The following is a 16,106-nucleotide window of genomic DNA, read 5'->3' as shown; positions in this document are numbered from 1 at the left end:
CCTTTCAGTCCCGATGTCTTGCGATGAAACGCGTCGCGCCTTCGAGACCTTCATCGCACACCGCGCGATATCCGCTCGCGCCTTCGCGCTGCAAGGCGCGGCCCAAGTCGGCATCGAACGCGTTGTCGTGCGCGGAGCATAAGTCGGCGCGCAACGCGGCCTGCGGCAGCGCGGCCAGTTCGCATGCGAGCGCTTCGGCGACATTGCGCGCTTCGCCCGCCGGCGCAATGCGATTCGCAAGGCCGATAGCGAGCGCTTCGTCAGCATCGACGGCGCGGCCAGTGAGGATCAGATCGAGCGCGCGCGACATGCCGATGAGACGCGGCAGCCGTATCGTGCCGCCATCGATGAGCGGCACGCCGACGCGTCTGCAGAACACGCCCAGCACCGCGTGTTCCTCGACGACGCGCAGATCGCACCACGCGGCAAGCTCGAGTCCGCCCGCGACCGCATGACCGGCGATGGCGGCGATCACGGGTTTGTGCAGCGTGAGCCGCGTCGGTCCCATCGGGCCGGGGCCGCTGCCGTCGGCATGGATCTCGTTGCGGCGCGCGTCATCGTTGAGTGCGGACAGATCAGCGCCCGCGCAGAACGTGCCGCCCGCGCCCCATAGCACGGCGACGGATAACGCATCGTCGGCATCGAAGCGCTCGAACGCCTCTCGCAATGCGTCGGCCATGGAACGATCGACGGCATTGCGACGCGCGGGCCGATCGAGCACGACCGTGACGACACGCGGATCGCGCTCATGCGATTCCATGCGTACGTGCTCGCCAAATCGTTCGATGCGTGAGGTCATGGCCACTCCGTTTTGCACGCGACCAGTCTTCAGAATACTCGCCGCGCAACGCGAACGTGCATCGCATCGCGTGCTTGCGATAAGCCTACGGCGTCCCTTCGCATCGAAATATTTGGCTCTTGCGCGGTGCATTCAATGCCATGCAACGGGGCACTGCACCAAGATCGGGCGCACCGAAAAAGTTAGCGTCACGGCCCGTTGCACCATGCCAATCCGCGCTGCGCAAAGCGTCTGCACCGTTTGGATGCCGTCTGCGCCAAGTTGGCCCGGAACTTGCAAAACGTGCGCCTCTTCTAGACCAATCGCTCGAATCATGCAGGCACTCCAATCCGGAACCGACACTCTTTTTCTGCTGTTAGGCGCCGCGATGGTGCTTGCGATGCACGCAGGTTTCGCCTTTCTCGAACTCGGAACCGTCCGCCGCGAGAATCAAGTGAATGCGCTCGTGAAGATCCTCGTGGACTTCGCCGTGTCGACGCTTGCGTACTTCTTCATCGGCTACAACATCGCGTACGGCGTGCAGTTCATGCACAGCGCCGATATCCTCGCGCAGCACAACGGCTATGCGCTCGTGCGCTTCTTCTTTCTGCTGACCTTCGCCGCGGCGATTCCGGCGATCGTGTCGGGCGGCATTGCGGAGCGCTCCAAGTTCAATCCGCAACTGTTCGCGACCTGCGTGATCGTCGGCTTCATTTATCCCTTACTGGAAGGCGTCGCGTGGAACGAGCGTTTCGGCATTCAGGCGTGGCTCACGCACACGTTCGGCGCGCCGTTTCATGATTTCGCCGGCTCGGTCGTCGTGCATGCGTTCGGCGGCTGGGTCGCGTTGCCCGCCGTGCTGCTGCTCGGGCCGCGTCACGGGCGTTATCACAAGGACGGGCGCATCGCCGCGCATCCGCCGTCGAGCATTCCGTTTCTCGCGCTCGGCGCGTGGGTGCTTGCGGTCGGCTGGTTCGGCTTCAATGTGATGAGCGCGCAGACCGTCGACAAGATCAGCGGCCTCGTCGCCGTCAACTCGCTGATGGCGATGGTCGGCGGCACGCTCGCCGCATGGTTCGCGGGCCGCAACGATCCGGGCTTCACGTATAACGGGCCGCTCGCGGGTCTCGTCGCGGTATGCGCGGGCTCGGACCTGATGCATCCGCTCGGCGCGTTGATCGTCGGCGCGGTCGCGGGCGTGCTTTTCGTACAGATGTTCACCTGCGTGCAGAACCGCTGGCGCATCGACGACGTGCTCGGCGTGTGGCCGCTGCACGGCATGTGCGGCGCGTGGGGTGGCATCGCGGCGGGCGTGTTCGGGCAGAAGGCGTTCGGCGGCATCGGCGGTGTATCGATCGGGTCGCAGCTCATCGGCACGGCGGGCGCCGTCGTGCTCGCGCTCGCGGGCGGTGCGCTCGTGTATGGCGCCATCAAGATGACAGTGGGCCTGCGGCTCGATCGCGAAGAAGAGTTCAATGGCGCCGATCTCGCGATTCATCGCATATCCGCGACGCCCGATCGCGAAATGGTCGGCTGAAGCCGACGCTCGCGCCGGGTTCACAAGCCCTGCGACGAGTGGCCAGGCATGCGCCTGGCTAAATGAGAAGAAAGGCCGCCGGCGACCGATGCGCTCGCCGCGTTTAAAGAGAATGCCGGCGTTTTCTTCATTCTTCATACCGCTCCGACTCCTCGCCGGTTACGATATGCCGGTCGACTTCCTCGGAGACGCAACGCTTGGACTCCACAGAGACCGCGACATTCGATCTGCCGCTGCCTGCCCGCCATTTCGCATCGATGCGCAAGGTGCTGCTGCTCGTATTGGGCGCATCCATCGTCATTCCGGTCGCGTGCCTTTGCATCTACGGCTACTACGATCATCAGCGCCGCTTCGCCGATGCGCGGGAACTCACGGAACGCCTCACGCGCGTCGCCGACGAGCACGCGCTGAAAGTGATCGACCTCAATCAGCAACTGGAGACGCGCATCGTCGATCTGCTCGGCGATAGCGACGACGCGCTCATCAAGAGCCGCGAAGCGGAGCTGCATCGCACGCTCGACGACATGAGCGGCACGCTCGCGCAAATCGCGGCGATCTCCGTGTTCGGCGAGAAAGGCGCGCTGCTCGCCAATAGCCGGTGGTATCCCGCGCCCGCGATATCGATCGAGGATCGCGACGATTTCCAGTCCGCGCGTGCGGTGGCGCCCGTCACGTACTTTTCGTTGCCCTTGCGCGGCAAGGTGGCGCGCTCGGATGTCTTCACGACGACGATGGGACGCATCGGCCGAAACGGGAAGTTTCTGGGCGTCGTGTCGATTGCGTTGAAGCGCGACTACCTCACCGATTTTTATCGCGAACTCGCGGCGGGCGACAAGGCGGTCGTCATCGGGCTTTATCGGCGCGACGGCAATATCCTCGCGCGCTTTCCGGGCGCCATGGAGAGCAGGCAACCCGCGACCAATACACCCTTTACCGCCGCGTTTCGCAACAACGAGCTTTACGGCAGCATGCGTCTTCGTTCGACCGTCGATCACGTCGATCGCTTGCTCGCGTTCAGACGCGTGGGCGACTATCCGCTCTATGTGTCGACGGGCTATGCGGCCTCCGCTGTTCTCGCTCGCTGGCGCAATCACCTTGCGCTCGTCGCGACGATGGCGCTCGTGCCGTGCATCGCGGTGTGGCTGCTGATCCTGTTCTCGATCCGCCGGCTCAATGCGGAGCAGGCCGCATGGGAACGCTGGCAGGCCGAAGTCGCGACACGCCTTTCCGTCGAGGCGTCAAGCCGGCAATTGCGGCGCATGGGCGCGCTCGGCAATCTCGTCGCGAACGTCGCGCACGACTTCAACAATCTGCTGATGGTCGTCGGCTCGAACATGGAGCTTGCCCGACACAAGCGCTTCAACGACGTCGAAAGCGAAGTGCTCGCGGTGGAACGTGCCACGGCCGGGGCCGAATCGCTCGCGCGGCGGCTGATGAGCGTCGCGCGCAAGCAGCCGCTGAAACGCGAGCTCGTCGATCCCGCCGACTGGCTGCGAAGCGTGCTCGATCTCGTGAAGAAATCGGTGCATCCGTCCGTCGCGGTGACGCTGGAGTTATCGCCCGATCTGTGGCGCGTCATGGCCGATCGGGTCGAACTGGAGATCGCGCTCGTGAACGTCGCGGTGAATGCGAGCGATGCGATGCCGCACGGCGGGCGCGTGCTGATCCGTTGCCAGAACGCGCGCGTGCGCGGCGCGGAAACGGATATTCCCGATGGCGAATACGTGCTCGTCTCGATCACCGACAACGGCGAAGGCATGACCGAGCAAGTGCAGCGCCGCGCGTTCGAGCCGCTCTTCACGACGAAGCAGCGCGGCGCGGGCACGGGCCTCGGCCTCACGCAGGTGCTCGCCGCGTGCGAGCAGGCGGGCGGCACGGCGCGCATCACGAGCGTGGCGGGATCGGGCACGACCGTGCGCCTCTATTTGCCGCGCCATCATGGTCCGGCACCGAAGGAATCGAAGGCCTATGTGCCGCCCGATGTCGAGACGCCGCCGATCGTGCCCGTATCCGATGAAGAAGACGAGCCGTTGCGCGGCACGTCGGTGCTGCTCGTGGAAGACAACGCGGATGTCGCGGCGGGCGTGACGGCGGTGCTCGAAGTGCTCGGCTGCGCGGTGCATCACGAAGAAAGCGCCGATGCCGCGTTCGCGCTATTGGGCGAAGGTTATGGATTCGATCTCGTGTTGTCGGATGTGCAGATGCCGGGCCGCATGAACGGCATCGATCTGGCCGAGCAGATCATGTCGCGTTTGCCATCGCAGAAGCTCGTGCTGATGACGGGTTATGCCGATGAACTCGAACGCGCGAAGCATCTCGGCGTGCCCATTCTCGCGAAGCCATTCGACATGGACGATCTGCTCGATCTCATCGCGCCGGGCGTGCCGCATTGATCGCGACAGGCGCGTGCCGTGATGCCGCTACTTGCGCACGGCACGCGCGCCGACGAGCGGATTGAACGCCGCGCGCTTCGGCTCGGCTTCTTCTTCCGTGTTCTTCTTCGCGGCGCGCGCCTTCGCGCGCGGCGGCGATGGGTCGCCGCCCAGTTGAGTCAGGAGATCTTCGTCGTCCTCGGCTTGCGCTTCGTCCTGTTGCATCTCGCGCGCGCCGCCCGCGAGATGCTCGACCACGGAGATGAAGTCCTTGCGTGCGTTCTTCAACGCACGTCCCGGCATCATCACGAGCACGACGGCTTCGTGCACCGTATGGCCATCGACGGTTTGCAGCGTGCCATCTTCGTTCCAGTCGATGCTGCTATTCGCGTAAGCCGCGACGACGTGATGCAGCACCGCAGGCGACATCACGCCCGCATCGTAAAGCCCGACGATCTGCTTTTCCGCGAGCGCGAAGAGACCCGGCGCGCCGCGTGCCGACTTTCGCGCGGCCATTTATTTCGCGGCGGGCGCGACCCGCCACACCGTATTGCCGATATCGTCGGCGACGAGCAATGCGCCTTTGCCATCGATCGCCACGCCGACAGGACGGCCGAGCGCATGACCATCCGACGACAGAAAGCCCGTCAGAATATCTTCGGGCGGTCCTGAAGGCTTGCCATTGTCGAAGGGCACGAAGATCACCTTGTAGCCACTTCTCGGCTTGCGATTCCACGAACCATGTTGACCGATGAACGCGCCATTTCGATAGCGTTGCGCAAATGCGGTGCCGTCATAAAACGCGAGACCGAGCGAAGCGGTGTGCGCGCCGATCGCATAGTCCGGCGCGATCGCCGATTGCACGAGATCCGCGCGTTGCGGCTTCACGCGATCATCGACATGCTGACCGTAATAGCTGTATGGCCAGCCATAGAAAGCGCCGTCTTTCACGGAGGTCAGATAGTCCGGCACGAGGTCGTTGCCGAGTTCGTCGCGCTCGTTGACCACGGTCCAGAGCGCGCCGCTCTGCGGCTGCCACGCCATGCCGTTCGGATTGCGCAAGCCCGTCGCGAAGAGGCGCGACTGCTTCGATTCGATATCGACTTCCATGATCGCCGCGCGGCCGTTCTCCGCGTCGATGCCGTTCTCCGCCACATTGCTGTTCGAGCCGACCGTCACGTAGAGCTTCCTTCCGTCGCGGCTCGCGATGATGTTCTTCGTCCAGTGATGGTTGATATCGCCGGCAGGCAAGTCGATGAACTTCTCGCCCGGCGTCGTGATTTGCGTCGTGCCGTTTTCGTACTTGAAGCGCAGGATCGCGTCGGTATCCGCGACGTAGAGATCGTCGCCGACGAGCGCCATGCCGAACGGCGAATGCAGCTTGTCGATGAACACGCTGCGCGTTTCAGCGATTCCGTCGCCATCGGCATCGCGCAGCAGCATGATGCGGTCCGGGCTTGGAACGGCCGCGCCCGCGCGCTTCATCACCTTCTTCATGACGAAGCCTTTGATGCCGGCGTTTTCGTCGTGCTTCGCGGGCGCATTGCTTTCGGCGACGAGCACGTCGCCATTGGGCAGCGTCGCGAGCCAGCGCGGATGTTCGAGCCCAGTGCCGAACGCGGTCACATCGAAACCCTCGGGCGCGATGGGTTTTTGTCCCTGCGCCCAAGGTTTGGCAGGCGCGATGTTCACCGTCGGCATCATCGCTCTGCGCGGTGCGGGCAGCGTCGGGTTCGGGCCAAAGTCGTTCGCGTAATCGTCGGCGATGGCCGCGCCGCTCGCGAGCAACAACGCGAGCGCGACCGTGCCTGCCAGATGGCTCGGATGCGTTTTCAAACGTGACTCCTGAAACGTCGATTCAACCGCCGCCGATGCCTTGCGTCACCTTGCCCGTTCCGCCGCACGTCTTGCAGTCGGCGCCTTCGAGCTTGCCCGAGCCGTTGCAGTCCGGACAGATGTCTTCGCCGGTACCGGGCGCGCCGGGCTCGGCTTCATCGCCGGGATTGAGAGGAGGTTCTTGCGCCATTGCTGTCTCCTTTGAGCGGGTCGCATCGTCTTTTAGCGGAAGCAAGAGACGTTCCTCGTGACGTTGCGAAGCGCCCGCATCATGCGGACGTCCGTTCTGGTACGCGCGATGCTCGCACTATCGTGCGGCGCAAGCCGCGGCTTTTAACCTACGCGATGACTTAGCCAGGAGGGCTTCATGAGCGGAAATCAAAAGCAAACGGGCAATCAGCCATCGACGCCCAAGCAGCACGGCCAGCAAGACCGGTCGCCGGGGCAACCGCAACAGGATCAGCAGAGCGGTCAGCAGCAGCAGAATCAGCCGTTGCCACAGCATCAGGGCGGTCAGCGGCAACCCTGATCTTCATGGAGAAGCGGTAGCCACGCAACGCGCGCGGCCTCGTTCCGACGAGGCCGCGCGGACGTTTCAGGGCTTGCGTCCGAACGCTTCGCGCAAGCGTTTTTTCGCGCGTTCCAGCGTGCTCTTGCGCGACTTCGGCAGATTGCGCCCCGCGCGATTGATGTAGAAGTTCAGCATCGACATTGCCGACTGAAACGGCGAGCCCTTGCGGCGGGTGCTGCGCGTCGACGAGCGCTTGAGCGAATCGGCGATCTCCTGCGCGTTGCCGGTCTTGAAGATGTCGCGCTGAATATCCATTGCATCGCTCGTTTCCATCACATGATGCGACCAGCGATGCGTCGTGCGCTCCGGCTTCTTGCGGACGCTCGCAAGCGAATGCCGCTGGCGCGTGCTGGGCCGCTTGCCGCTATTCTTCTTTTTCGCTGCTGTCTTTGCGCTCGTTGTCATAGTCATTCCCTCAACGCTATTTCCGATGACGCGCGACGAGCCGATGTGCATCGCGCAACGCTTCGACGATTGCCTTGTATGCACGCTCGCGTGTCTCCGGATCGGGCGCGCGCAACGCGAACGAAGGATGATAGGTCGCGACGATCGCATGTCCCTCGTGTTCGAGCGCGTGCCCCATCGAGGCCTGCAGAGTCGCCTTCGAATCGCGCAACACGGACTTGAGCGCAGTCGAGCCGAGCGCGACGATCACTTGCGGCGCAACATCGCCTGTCTCGCGATCGAGCCAGTAATGGCAGGCATCGATCTCGCGCTGCGCAGGCGTCTTGTGCAGACGCCGCTTGCCGCGCGGTTCCCACTTGAAGTGCTTGACCGCGTTCGTTACATACACCTCCTTGCGCGCGACGCCCGCTTCTTCGAGCGCGCGATCGAGCATCGCGCCGGCAGGCCCGACGAACGGCTTGCCCTGCAAGTCTTCCTGATCGCCCGGCTGCTCGCCGACGATCATGATCGGCGCATGACGCGGACCGTTGCCCGGCACCGCTTGCGTCGCGTGTTCCCAGAGCGCGCAACGCCGGCATTCGTCGAGCGATGCGGGCGTCTGTTGCGGGTCGATATCGGCGCGTTTCGTGGCCATGTTCGCGCGCTCAGGCGTTGGCGATGCGACGTGCGTCTTCGAGCGTGAGCGGCTCGCGCATCGCTTCGGCGAGACGGCACACGGCGGCGTCGTGTTCGCACGCGACCACCGCGCCCACGCGTCCATCCTTCATCAGATACGCGATGAAATGCTGCGCTTCGAGATCGCCGTCTATTTCGATGCTGTCGGGCTCGCTGACATGTCCAAGATAGTCGAAGGTCTTCTCGTAGTGATAGGTCCAGAAGTAAGGAACGCCGACATACGTGCGTGCGCTGCCCGCCATGTTGTACGCGGCGACGCGCGCATGTTGCTGCGCGACACGCCAATGCTCGATGCGCACGCGCTGGTCCGAGCGCGGCAACGGAAAGCGCGCGATATCGCCGGCGGCATAGAGCGCGGGCGCGGCGAGCATGGACGTGTCCACATCGATGCCGCCATCGTCCGCGAGCTCGACGTCCGCAAGAAACGACGTGGCGGGATCGACGCCCGTGCCCGCGAGCACGACATCGGCTGCGATCTTCTCGCCGGAATCGAGGATCACTTCGCTTACCGCGTTGCCGCCCCTCAATGTGCTTACGCGTGCATTCATATGAAACGTCACGCCGTTCTTCTCGTGCAGCTTTCTGAACATCTCGCCGATGCGCTCGCCGAACTGCTTCGCGAACGGCACCTTGCCCGGCGCGACGATGGTCACGTCGACGTTTCGCTTCCTCAGACATGAAGCCGCCTCGAGCCCGATGAAACTCGCACCGACGATCACCGCGCGCTTGTGCTGTTCGAGCGATCCGAGGATCGCACGCGCATCGTCGCGAGTGCGCAGCAGATGTACATGCGCGAGGTTTGCGCCGGGCGTCGTGAGCGGCTTCGGCACGCCGCCGGTGCAGACGAGCGCGGCGTCGTAATCGATTTTGTGTCCGTTTGCGAGTTCGACGCGCCGGTTCTTCGCGTCGAGATGAACGGCAGGCGATTCGTTGCGTTCGATGTCGTGCTTCGCGAAGAAATCGTCGTCGAGCAGGGGCGGAACGTCGTCGGGTGGCATGTCGCCCGCGAGCGTGAACTTGCTGAGCGAGGTGCGATCGTACGGCTCGCGCGCGTCGCCGCCGACCAACACGATGCGTCCGCCGAAACCGGCTTCGCGCAACGCCGAACAAGCGGCCGCGCCCGCCGCGCCCGCGCCCACGATGAGCATGGTCCGGCTATCGTTAGTCTGTTTCTGCGATACGTCGCCGCTCTCCATGGGTTGCGCGGACACATACACATCGCCGTCCTTGAGCATCGCTTCATAGCGCGTCAACGCCTTCAAAGGCGGCGGCTCGACGAGACTGCCGTCGCCGACATCGAACGTGCCTTTGTGCCACGGACACACGATGCGTCCGTTGCAAATCGCGCCTTCGTCGAGCGGCCCGCCCGCATGCGGGCATTTGGCGGTGTACGCGCGCACATTCTCTCCGTCGCGCACGAGGAGGATCGGAATGTCCTTCGCGTCCTTGTCTTCGCTCTTGACGCACACGCGCGTGCCGCGCCCGGCGGACAGATCCGCGAAACGCGCGACTTTATGCAGGGTGGGGGGCATCGCACTCTCCGGTGGTCATCGAATGAGCGGGAAGCAATAAACGGTCCTCGACGCTCATGCGACGCCATGGCGCACGGCATTCGACGCCACGCATCAGGCGCGACAAGTTGTCCGGGAAAGAACGTTGACGGCTCTCAACCACGATTCCGGCCGCGTTCGTTAGCATCGCTAGCCAACTAATTCGAAAGCTAGAGCCAGTCGATGTCAAACATGTTGAAGAAGTCGTTGTTAGCGGTCGCGGGGGTCGTCATTGCAGGATATCTGGGCATGTCGGGTTATGCGTATCTGCACGACACGGCGTATGCGAGCAAGGCCGCAGAAGGGCCGGTGTCGTCGGCGCAAGCGGGTTCCATTCGCAACGTGCTGAACCGCAACGCATGCTATTACTGCCATTCGACGAAGGCCGAATTGCCGTCGTATTCGACATGGCCTGGCATCGCGCAGTTATCGAAGCATGACGTCGAGAAAGGGCTGCGTCATTTCCGTATCGACGCGCTGTACAACGCTCTCGAAGACGGCACGCCCGCGCCTGAAGCCGATATCGCCAAGCTCGAAACAGTCGTGAAAGACGGCACGATGCCGCCCGCTGCGTTCCGCGCCGTGCACTGGAGCACGGGCCTGACGCAGGATGATCGCGATATGCTGCTCGAATGGATCGCCGATGTCCGCAAAGCGAACTATGCGACGCACGGCGTAAGCGACGAATTCGCGAACGAGCCGGTGCAGCCCTTGCCGGCATCGCTGACCGTCGATGCGCGCAAGGTCGCGCTCGGCATGCGCCTGTTCCATGATCCGCGCCTGTCGTCTGACAATTCGATCTCGTGTGCGAGCTGTCATGGCCTCGGAACCGGTGGCGTCGACAACCGCAAGCTATCGCTCGGCGTGGGCGGTCAACTCGGCGGCGTGAACGCGCCGACCGTATTCAACGCGGCGCTGAATCACGCGCAGTTCTGGGACGGACGTGCCGCGACGCTGCAGGATCAGGCGGGCGGGCCGCCGCTGAATCCGGTCGAGATGGCTTCGGTTTCGTGGGATCAGATCATCGGGAAGCTGAACAAGGATGCGGAGTTCACGCGCGCCTTCACGAGTGTGTATGAACGCGGCTGGTCGGGCGACGACATCACGGACGCCATCGCCGAATTCGAAAAGACCTTGCTGACGCCGAGCCGTTTCGACGCTTATCTTCGCGGCGACAAGACCGCACTCAACGAGCAGGAATTGCGCGGCTATCAGCTATTCAAGGCGAACCGTTGCGCGACCTGTCACGTCGGCGCGAATCTCGGCGGCCAGTCGTATGAACGGATGGGACTTGCCGGCGATTACTTCGCGGCGCGCGGCGTTGCATTGACGGATGCGGACAAAGGCCGAGCGAACGTGACACGCGATCCGGGCGATCTGCATCGCTTCAAGGTGCCGGGACTGCGCAACGTCGCGCTGACCGCGCCGTATTTCCACGACGGCAACGTGAACGACCTGCATCAGGCGGTTCGCGACATGGCGAAGTACGAAGTGGGAACGAAGCTATCGGAAGCGGATGTCGAGTCGATCGTCGCGTTCCTTAAGGCACTCACGGGAACCTATACGCCGCTGGCGGCGAGCACGCAGTAAGCCGCACCCGCGCCGCGCGCAGCAACGAATCAAAGCGCCTCGGTCACCGCACGCAGGAACTGCCGCGTGCGCTCATGCTGCGGTGCGCTGAAGAACTGCTGCGGCGGCGCCTGTTCGATGATCTTGCCTTGCGAGAAGAAACACACGCGATCGGCGAACTCTTTCGCGAAGCCCATCTGGTGCGTGACCATCAGCATCGTCAGGTTGTGTTCTTCGCCGAGACGGCGAATCACGTTGAGCACTTCGCCGCATAGTTCGGGATCGAGCGCGGATGTCACTTCGTCGAACAGCATGATCTTCGGCCGCATGGCGAGCGCTCGCGCAATCGCGACGCGCTGCTGCTGTCCCCCCGACAATTGCGACGGGTAATGCTCGCACTTCTCCGCGAGGCCGACGAGCGACAGCAGTTCGCGCGCGCGCTCGGTCGCTTCCTTCTTCGACAATCCGAGCACGCTCATTGGCGCTTCGATCGTATTCGCGAGCGCGGTCATGTGTGGAAAGAGATTGAAGCTCTGAAACACCATGCCGATCTTGCTGCGAACCTGACGAACATGCCGCGGCGATGCGGGCACGAGCTTGCCGCCGCGCATTTCGTGCGTGAGCGGCTGCCCGTCCACTTCGATGACGCCATCGGTCAGCGGATCGAGCGTCATCAGTACGCGCAATAGCGTGGACTTGCCCGAGCCGCTCGGCCCGATGATCGCCACCTTCTCGTTCGGCGCGACATCGAGATCGAGGCCGTCGAGCACGGTCAGCGCGCCGTAGCGTTTGGTGACGTTGCGAAAGCGCACCATCGGCGTGTTCGCGCTGGCATCGGCTGCGCGGCCGAGCTCGGGGTCGAAATCCCGTTTCATCTGCTGCTCCTGGTATTGAGTCGCGGTCATGGCAGCCTCACGCGCCGTTCGATATGACGCACGCCCGAAGCGAACGTCACGCTGATGATGAGAAAGAAGATTCCGGTCATCGTAATCGGTTCGAGATAGCGAAAGGTCTCGGAGCCGATGTTCTTCGCCTGCTGCATCAGTTCGACGACGGTGATCGCGGAGAGCACCGGCGTGTCCTTGAACATCGCAACAAGGTAGTTGCCGAGCGCGGGAATCACCGGGCGGATCGCTTGCGGCAGAATCACGCCGGTATAGGTGCGCCACGGCCTGAGCGACAGCGCGCACGATGCTTCCCATTGTCCGCGAGCAACGCCGTTGAGTCCCGCGCGATACACCTCGGACACATAGCATGCGTAATGGACCGCGATGCCGAGCGTGCCCGCCGTCAACGCCGACATCGTAAAGCCGTAAAGCGGCGCGACATAGAAGAGCACGTACACCTGAATCAACAGCGGCGTGCTGCGTATGAACTCGATGAAGAACGCAGTCGTCTTCGCGAGCGGCGCGAAATCGCTGCGCCGCATGATGGCGAGAACGAGGCCGAGCACGAGCGCGATGGCGAACCCGACGAGCGTGATGCCGATCGTATAAGTCGCCGCGCGCGCGAGTTCCGGCAGGATCTGCAGCGCGTATTTCACATCGAAGAGTTGACCCAGCGACGTCATGATGCGGCCCCCGGTAAGGTGCGGCTCGCGCGACGGATCGCGACATGACTGCTCACGCGCCGCTCGAACACGCGCATCACGGCGACGATCACCTGCGCGAGCACGAAGTAGATGAGCAGCGTGAGCCCGAAGATTTCCGCTGTCTTGAAGGTCGCTTCGTCGAGCTGGCGCGCGCGGAACGTGAGATCCGACAGCGTGATCAGCGAGACGAGCGATGTGCCCTTCAACAGTTCGATCATCAGATTCGTCGCGGGCGGCAGCGCGTTGATCATCGCCTGCGGAAGCACGATGCGACGCAGCCGCGCCGTGGCCGGCATGTTCAGCGCGAGCGCCGCTTCGTACTGTCCGCCGGGCACCGAACGCAGCGCGCCGCGCAGAATCTCGGAGCCATACGCGCCGTAGTGCAACCCGAGCCCGACGATGGCGACCGTGAAGGGCGTCAGTTGCACGTTGAACGGCGGCAGCGGCAGCACGAAGAAGAGCCAGAACAACTGCACGAGCAGCGAAGTGCCGCGAAACACTTCGACATACACGTTGCCGATCCATCGCACGACACGGTATGGCGCGGCGCGCAACGCCGTCGCGACGCCCGCCATGACGATCGCAAGCAGGATGCTGATGAAGGCGATCTGGATCGTGACGAGTGTGCCCTTCATCATCAAGGGCAGAAGCTCACGGAGGTCACTCATGACGGTTCCTCGCTAGTAGATGAAGCTGCGCGTCGCGATGCATCGATGCTCAACCGGCGCACAGTTCCGGCGCTTTCTTCGCTGTCACGTTGGACTTGTCGAAGCCGAAGGGCGCGACCGTCTTCAGATGATCGTCGGTGCCGAGCCACTGATGCAGCTCCTTGTTGACGGCGTCGCGCAGATCCGTGTCTTCGGGTCGGAACGCGAGCGCGCCATAGCCTGTGTGCTTCGGATCGTCGTTGAACTGCTTGATCGCCTCGACCGACGAGCCGCCTTTTTCGGCGAGGCCCTTCATCGTCAATGCGGTGCCGACAGCCGCGTCGGCGCGACGCGCGCGCACGGCCTGCAATTGCGCGGTCGTGTCCGGAACCTGAAGAATCTGGTCGTCCTTGATGCCCGCCGCGCGCGCATAACCGAGTTCCGCGGTACCTGCCATCACAGCAAGCTTCGTGTCCGGCTGCTTCGCGACATCGGCATAGCTGTGCAGGTTCTTCGGATTGCCCTTCATCGTCAGCAGCGTGTCGGGAATCTGATATTGCGGATCGGCGAACGCCACTTGCTTGCAACGCTCGGGCGTGATGTACATGCCCGCTGCAATCACGTCGAAGCGGCCGGCTTTGAGGCCCGGAATCAATGCGCCCCATTCGGTCAGCACCGCATCGACCTTCTTCACGCCGAGCTTGGCGAACACCTTCTTCGCGATCTCGGGCGATTCGCCGGTTACGGTGCCATCGGGCGTCGTGTAGGCGAAGGGCGTTTCGTTCGCATAGCCGATACGCACCTCGCCGGTGCGCTGGATGCGCTGCAACGTGGTTTCCGCGTTCGCGCTCGTGGCATAGGCGGCAAGACTCGCTGCCGCGACGCACGCCGCCGCCAGCATTCCAGACAGTCGCTTCGTGTTCATATCGTTCCCGTAGTAATGGTTCTTCAAGCGTGGTCGAGTGGGGCGGCGCTGCATGTGAGAGACCGAGGAAAACCCTTACTCCAAGGGGCTTTGGAGTCACTCGCCGCATAGCCACCGACGCAGAATACAAAGCCATATATTTGTTCCGATTGCTCTAGGACAATTATTTTCGCGCGCGCTTTTGGGCCACTATTGCGCATGGAACCAGGCATGCGAGGAACAGCAAGTGAATGAAAGATGGCGCGACGCCGTGCGTACCGTGCAGGGCGTGCAGTCGAAGTACAAGCGGCTCGTCAAGGCGATGGCCGCCGATATAGAAAGCGGCGCGCTAGCATCGGGCGCACGGTTGCCGCCGCAACGCGAAGTCGCCGCCGATCTCGCGATCAGCGTGCAGACCGTCACCAATGCCTACAAGGAACTCGAACGGCAAGGGCTGATTCGATGCGAGGTCGGACGCGGGAGCTTCGTCAGCGCGCGCGTGACCGAAACGATGTCCAATTACATGCTCGACACCGCCGAGCGCTCGGTCGTCGATTTCTCGATCGCGCGCATCGTCCATACGCCCGAGCATGACGCGATGTGGCGCAAGGTCTGCGCGACGCTTTCGACCATCGACGATCAGCCGTGGATACGCGCGTTCCGGCCGATTGCGGGCTTCGACAGTCATCGACAGGCGGGCGTGGAATGGCTCGCTTCGCTCAACATGCCCGCGAAGGTCGAGACGCTGCTCGTCACCAACGGCGTCGCGCATAGCATCTTCCTTGCGCTGGCGAGCATCGTCGGGCCGGGCGATACGGTGCTGTGCGAAAGCCTCACCGATCACGGCGTAATCGGATCGGCGAACGTGTTGGGGTTTACGCTCAAAGGTCTTGAGATCGACGAGCACGGCATTCGCCCTGAGCACTTCGAGGAAGTCTGCGACAGCGAACGCGTGAGCGCGCTCGTCTGCACGCCGACGCTCAACAATCCCACGGTCGCGATGATGCCCGACTCGCGCCGCCGCGCGATTGCGCGCATCGCGGAACGCTATGGCGTCTATGTGATCGAGGACGATGTCTATGGCGCGTTGCCCGCGAAAACGCAGACGCCTATCGCGAGCCTCATTCCGGAACTCGCTTTCTACTGCACGAGCATGACCAAGTCCGTATTGAGCGGCTTGCGCACGGGCTTCATGACGGTGCCGCGGCGTCTTGCGTTGCGTGCGGAAAGCGTGCTGCGCGTCAGTTGCTGGATGGCGACGTCGCCCATCGCGGAGGTCACCGCGCGCTGGATCACGGATGGCACCGCGCAACGTCTCGTGGAGATTCAGCGCGAGCGGCTCGCGGCACGCCAGGGCGTCGTGCGCGAAGTGCTCGGCGAATACGTGCTCGGCAGTCATCCGAACGCGCTTTCGGTATGGCTGCGTGTGCCCGACGAATGGGAAGCGGAGCGCATCACGCGTGAATTGCGCAATCGCAATATCGCCGTGACGTCGCCGGATCCGTTTCTCGTGCGCGGCGCGGACCGGCCCAATGCGGTGCGGCTATGCGTGGGCGCGGAAGTCGGCGAAAGCACGTTTCGCAGCGCGGTCGAAACGATGCGCGAAGTCTTCGGTCAGTACCCGCATGTGCATGACTTCAACTAAATGAACTAGGACAATCGAAAACGATT

At 63.3% G+C, this 16,106-nt stretch carries 16 protein-coding genes; 5 read left to right on the top strand and 11 right to left on the bottom strand.

The features are described 5' to 3' along the window. Window positions 1-4 precede the first annotated feature (4 nt). Complete coding sequence (locus NCS03_RS18490; RefSeq protein ID WP_250529546.1) at window positions 5-799, bottom strand: crotonase/enoyl-CoA hydratase family protein; 795 nt, start codon at window positions 797-799, stop codon at window positions 5-7. Window positions 800-1,112: 313 nt separating this feature from the next. Between NCS03_RS18490 and NCS03_RS18485 the strand changes: the two genes are divergently transcribed. Both NCS03_RS18485 and NCS03_RS18480 read left to right on the top strand, forming a co-directional pair. Further along, the gene (locus NCS03_RS18485) at window positions 1,113-2,315 is read left to right on the top strand and encodes an ammonium transporter (RefSeq protein WP_250529545.1); all 1,203 of its coding nucleotides are present in this window, start codon (window positions 1,113-1,115) and stop codon (window positions 2,313-2,315) included. Between the two features lie 197 nt (window positions 2,316-2,512). Next, the gene (locus NCS03_RS18480) at window positions 2,513-4,708 is read left to right on the top strand and encodes a hybrid sensor histidine kinase/response regulator family protein (protein WP_250529544.1); all 2,196 of its coding nucleotides are present in this window, start codon (window positions 2,513-2,515) and stop codon (window positions 4,706-4,708) included. Window positions 4,709-4,735: 27 nt separating this feature from the next. Here the strand turns inward: NCS03_RS18480 and NCS03_RS18475 are convergent, their stop codons facing one another. Genes NCS03_RS18475 through NCS03_RS18465 form a run of 3 tightly spaced genes read right to left on the bottom strand, consistent with a single transcriptional unit; the run spans window position 4,736 to window position 6,713 of the window. Continuing rightward, on the bottom strand, window positions 4,736-5,203 hold the full coding sequence (locus NCS03_RS18475) for a hypothetical protein (RefSeq protein ID WP_175979473.1): 468 nt from the start codon (window positions 5,201-5,203) through the stop codon (window positions 4,736-4,738). Then, a complete protein-coding gene (locus NCS03_RS18470) occupies window positions 5,204-6,523 on the bottom strand; it encodes a PQQ-dependent sugar dehydrogenase (RefSeq protein WP_008353020.1) in 1,320 nt (439 codons plus the stop codon). It lies immediately after the preceding gene. Between the two features lie 22 nt (window positions 6,524-6,545). Next, window positions 6,546-6,713, bottom strand: a complete 168-nt coding sequence (locus NCS03_RS18465) for a hypothetical protein (RefSeq protein ID WP_175979471.1) — start codon at window positions 6,711-6,713, stop codon at window positions 6,546-6,548. A gap of 177 nt (window positions 6,714-6,890) precedes the next feature. Between NCS03_RS18465 and NCS03_RS18460 the strand changes: the two genes are divergently transcribed. Next, on the top strand, window positions 6,891-7,052 hold the full coding sequence (locus NCS03_RS18460; RefSeq protein WP_167561849.1) for a hypothetical protein: 162 nt from the start codon (window positions 6,891-6,893) through the stop codon (window positions 7,050-7,052). Window positions 7,053-7,118: 66 nt separating this feature from the next. Here the strand turns inward: NCS03_RS18460 and NCS03_RS18455 are convergent, their stop codons facing one another. Genes NCS03_RS18455 through NCS03_RS18445 form a run of 3 tightly spaced genes read right to left on the bottom strand, consistent with a single transcriptional unit; the run spans window position 7,119 to window position 9,706 of the window. Beyond that, window positions 7,119-7,499: a DUF3175 domain-containing protein gene (locus tag NCS03_RS18455; RefSeq protein ID WP_008353024.1), complete on the bottom strand. Its 381-nt coding sequence runs from the start codon at window positions 7,497-7,499 to the stop codon at window positions 7,119-7,121. Window positions 7,500-7,515: 16 nt separating this feature from the next. Next, entirely contained in the window at window positions 7,516-8,133 is a 618-nt protein-coding gene (locus NCS03_RS18450; protein ID WP_250456855.1) for a UdgX family uracil-DNA binding protein, read from the bottom strand. A 10-nt stretch (window positions 8,134-8,143) separates the two neighbouring features. After that, a complete protein-coding gene (locus tag NCS03_RS18445; protein ID WP_250435957.1) occupies window positions 8,144-9,706 on the bottom strand; it encodes an FAD-dependent oxidoreductase in 1,563 nt (520 codons plus the stop codon). 201 nt (window positions 9,707-9,907) lie between these two features. Between NCS03_RS18445 and NCS03_RS18440 the strand changes: the two genes are divergently transcribed. Further along, window positions 9,908-11,314 carry a cytochrome c peroxidase gene (locus tag NCS03_RS18440; protein WP_250529543.1) on the top strand — a complete coding sequence of 469 codons (1,407 nt, stop codon included), beginning with the start codon at window positions 9,908-9,910 and terminating at the stop codon, window positions 11,312-11,314. A 29-nt stretch (window positions 11,315-11,343) separates the two neighbouring features. On the opposite strand, the gene ehuA is transcribed toward NCS03_RS18440, so the two are convergent. Genes ehuA through ehuB form a run of 4 tightly spaced genes read right to left on the bottom strand, consistent with a single transcriptional unit; the run spans window position 11,344 to window position 14,456 of the window. After that, window positions 11,344-12,198 carry an ectoine/hydroxyectoine ABC transporter ATP-binding protein EhuA gene (gene ehuA / locus NCS03_RS18435; protein ID WP_502801526.1) on the bottom strand — a complete coding sequence of 285 codons (855 nt, stop codon included), beginning with the start codon at window positions 12,196-12,198 and terminating at the stop codon, window positions 11,344-11,346. Continuing rightward, window positions 12,195-12,854: an ectoine/hydroxyectoine ABC transporter permease subunit EhuD gene (gene ehuD / locus NCS03_RS18430; protein ID WP_200889187.1), complete on the bottom strand. Its 660-nt coding sequence runs from the start codon at window positions 12,852-12,854 to the stop codon at window positions 12,195-12,197. The genes ehuA and ehuD overlap by 4 nt, the downstream gene beginning before the upstream one ends. A gap of 5 nt (window positions 12,855-12,859) precedes the next feature. Next, window positions 12,860-13,552, bottom strand: a complete 693-nt coding sequence (gene ehuC / locus NCS03_RS18425) for an ectoine/hydroxyectoine ABC transporter permease subunit EhuC (RefSeq protein ID WP_008353030.1) — start codon at window positions 13,550-13,552, stop codon at window positions 12,860-12,862. Between the two features lie 49 nt (window positions 13,553-13,601). Continuing rightward, entirely contained in the window at window positions 13,602-14,456 is an 855-nt protein-coding gene (ehuB, locus tag NCS03_RS18420; RefSeq protein ID WP_175979466.1) for an ectoine/hydroxyectoine ABC transporter substrate-binding protein EhuB, read from the bottom strand. A gap of 226 nt (window positions 14,457-14,682) precedes the next feature. On the opposite strand from ehuB, the gene ehuR reads away from it, so the two are divergent. After that, the gene (ehuR, locus tag NCS03_RS18415; RefSeq protein ID WP_175979465.1) at window positions 14,683-16,080 is read left to right on the top strand and encodes a MocR-like ectoine utilization transcription factor EhuR; all 1,398 of its coding nucleotides are present in this window, start codon (window positions 14,683-14,685) and stop codon (window positions 16,078-16,080) included. The last annotated feature ends 26 nt before the right edge of the window (window positions 16,081-16,106 follow it).

This window comes from Caballeronia sp. ATUFL_F1_KS4A, assembly GCF_023630905.1.
In the GTDB taxonomy this organism is placed as follows: domain Bacteria; phylum Pseudomonadota; class Gammaproteobacteria; order Burkholderiales; family Burkholderiaceae; genus Caballeronia; species Caballeronia zhejiangensis.
The sequence above is the reverse complement of the archived record's forward strand: the minus strand, read 5'-3'. Positions and strand labels throughout refer to the sequence as shown.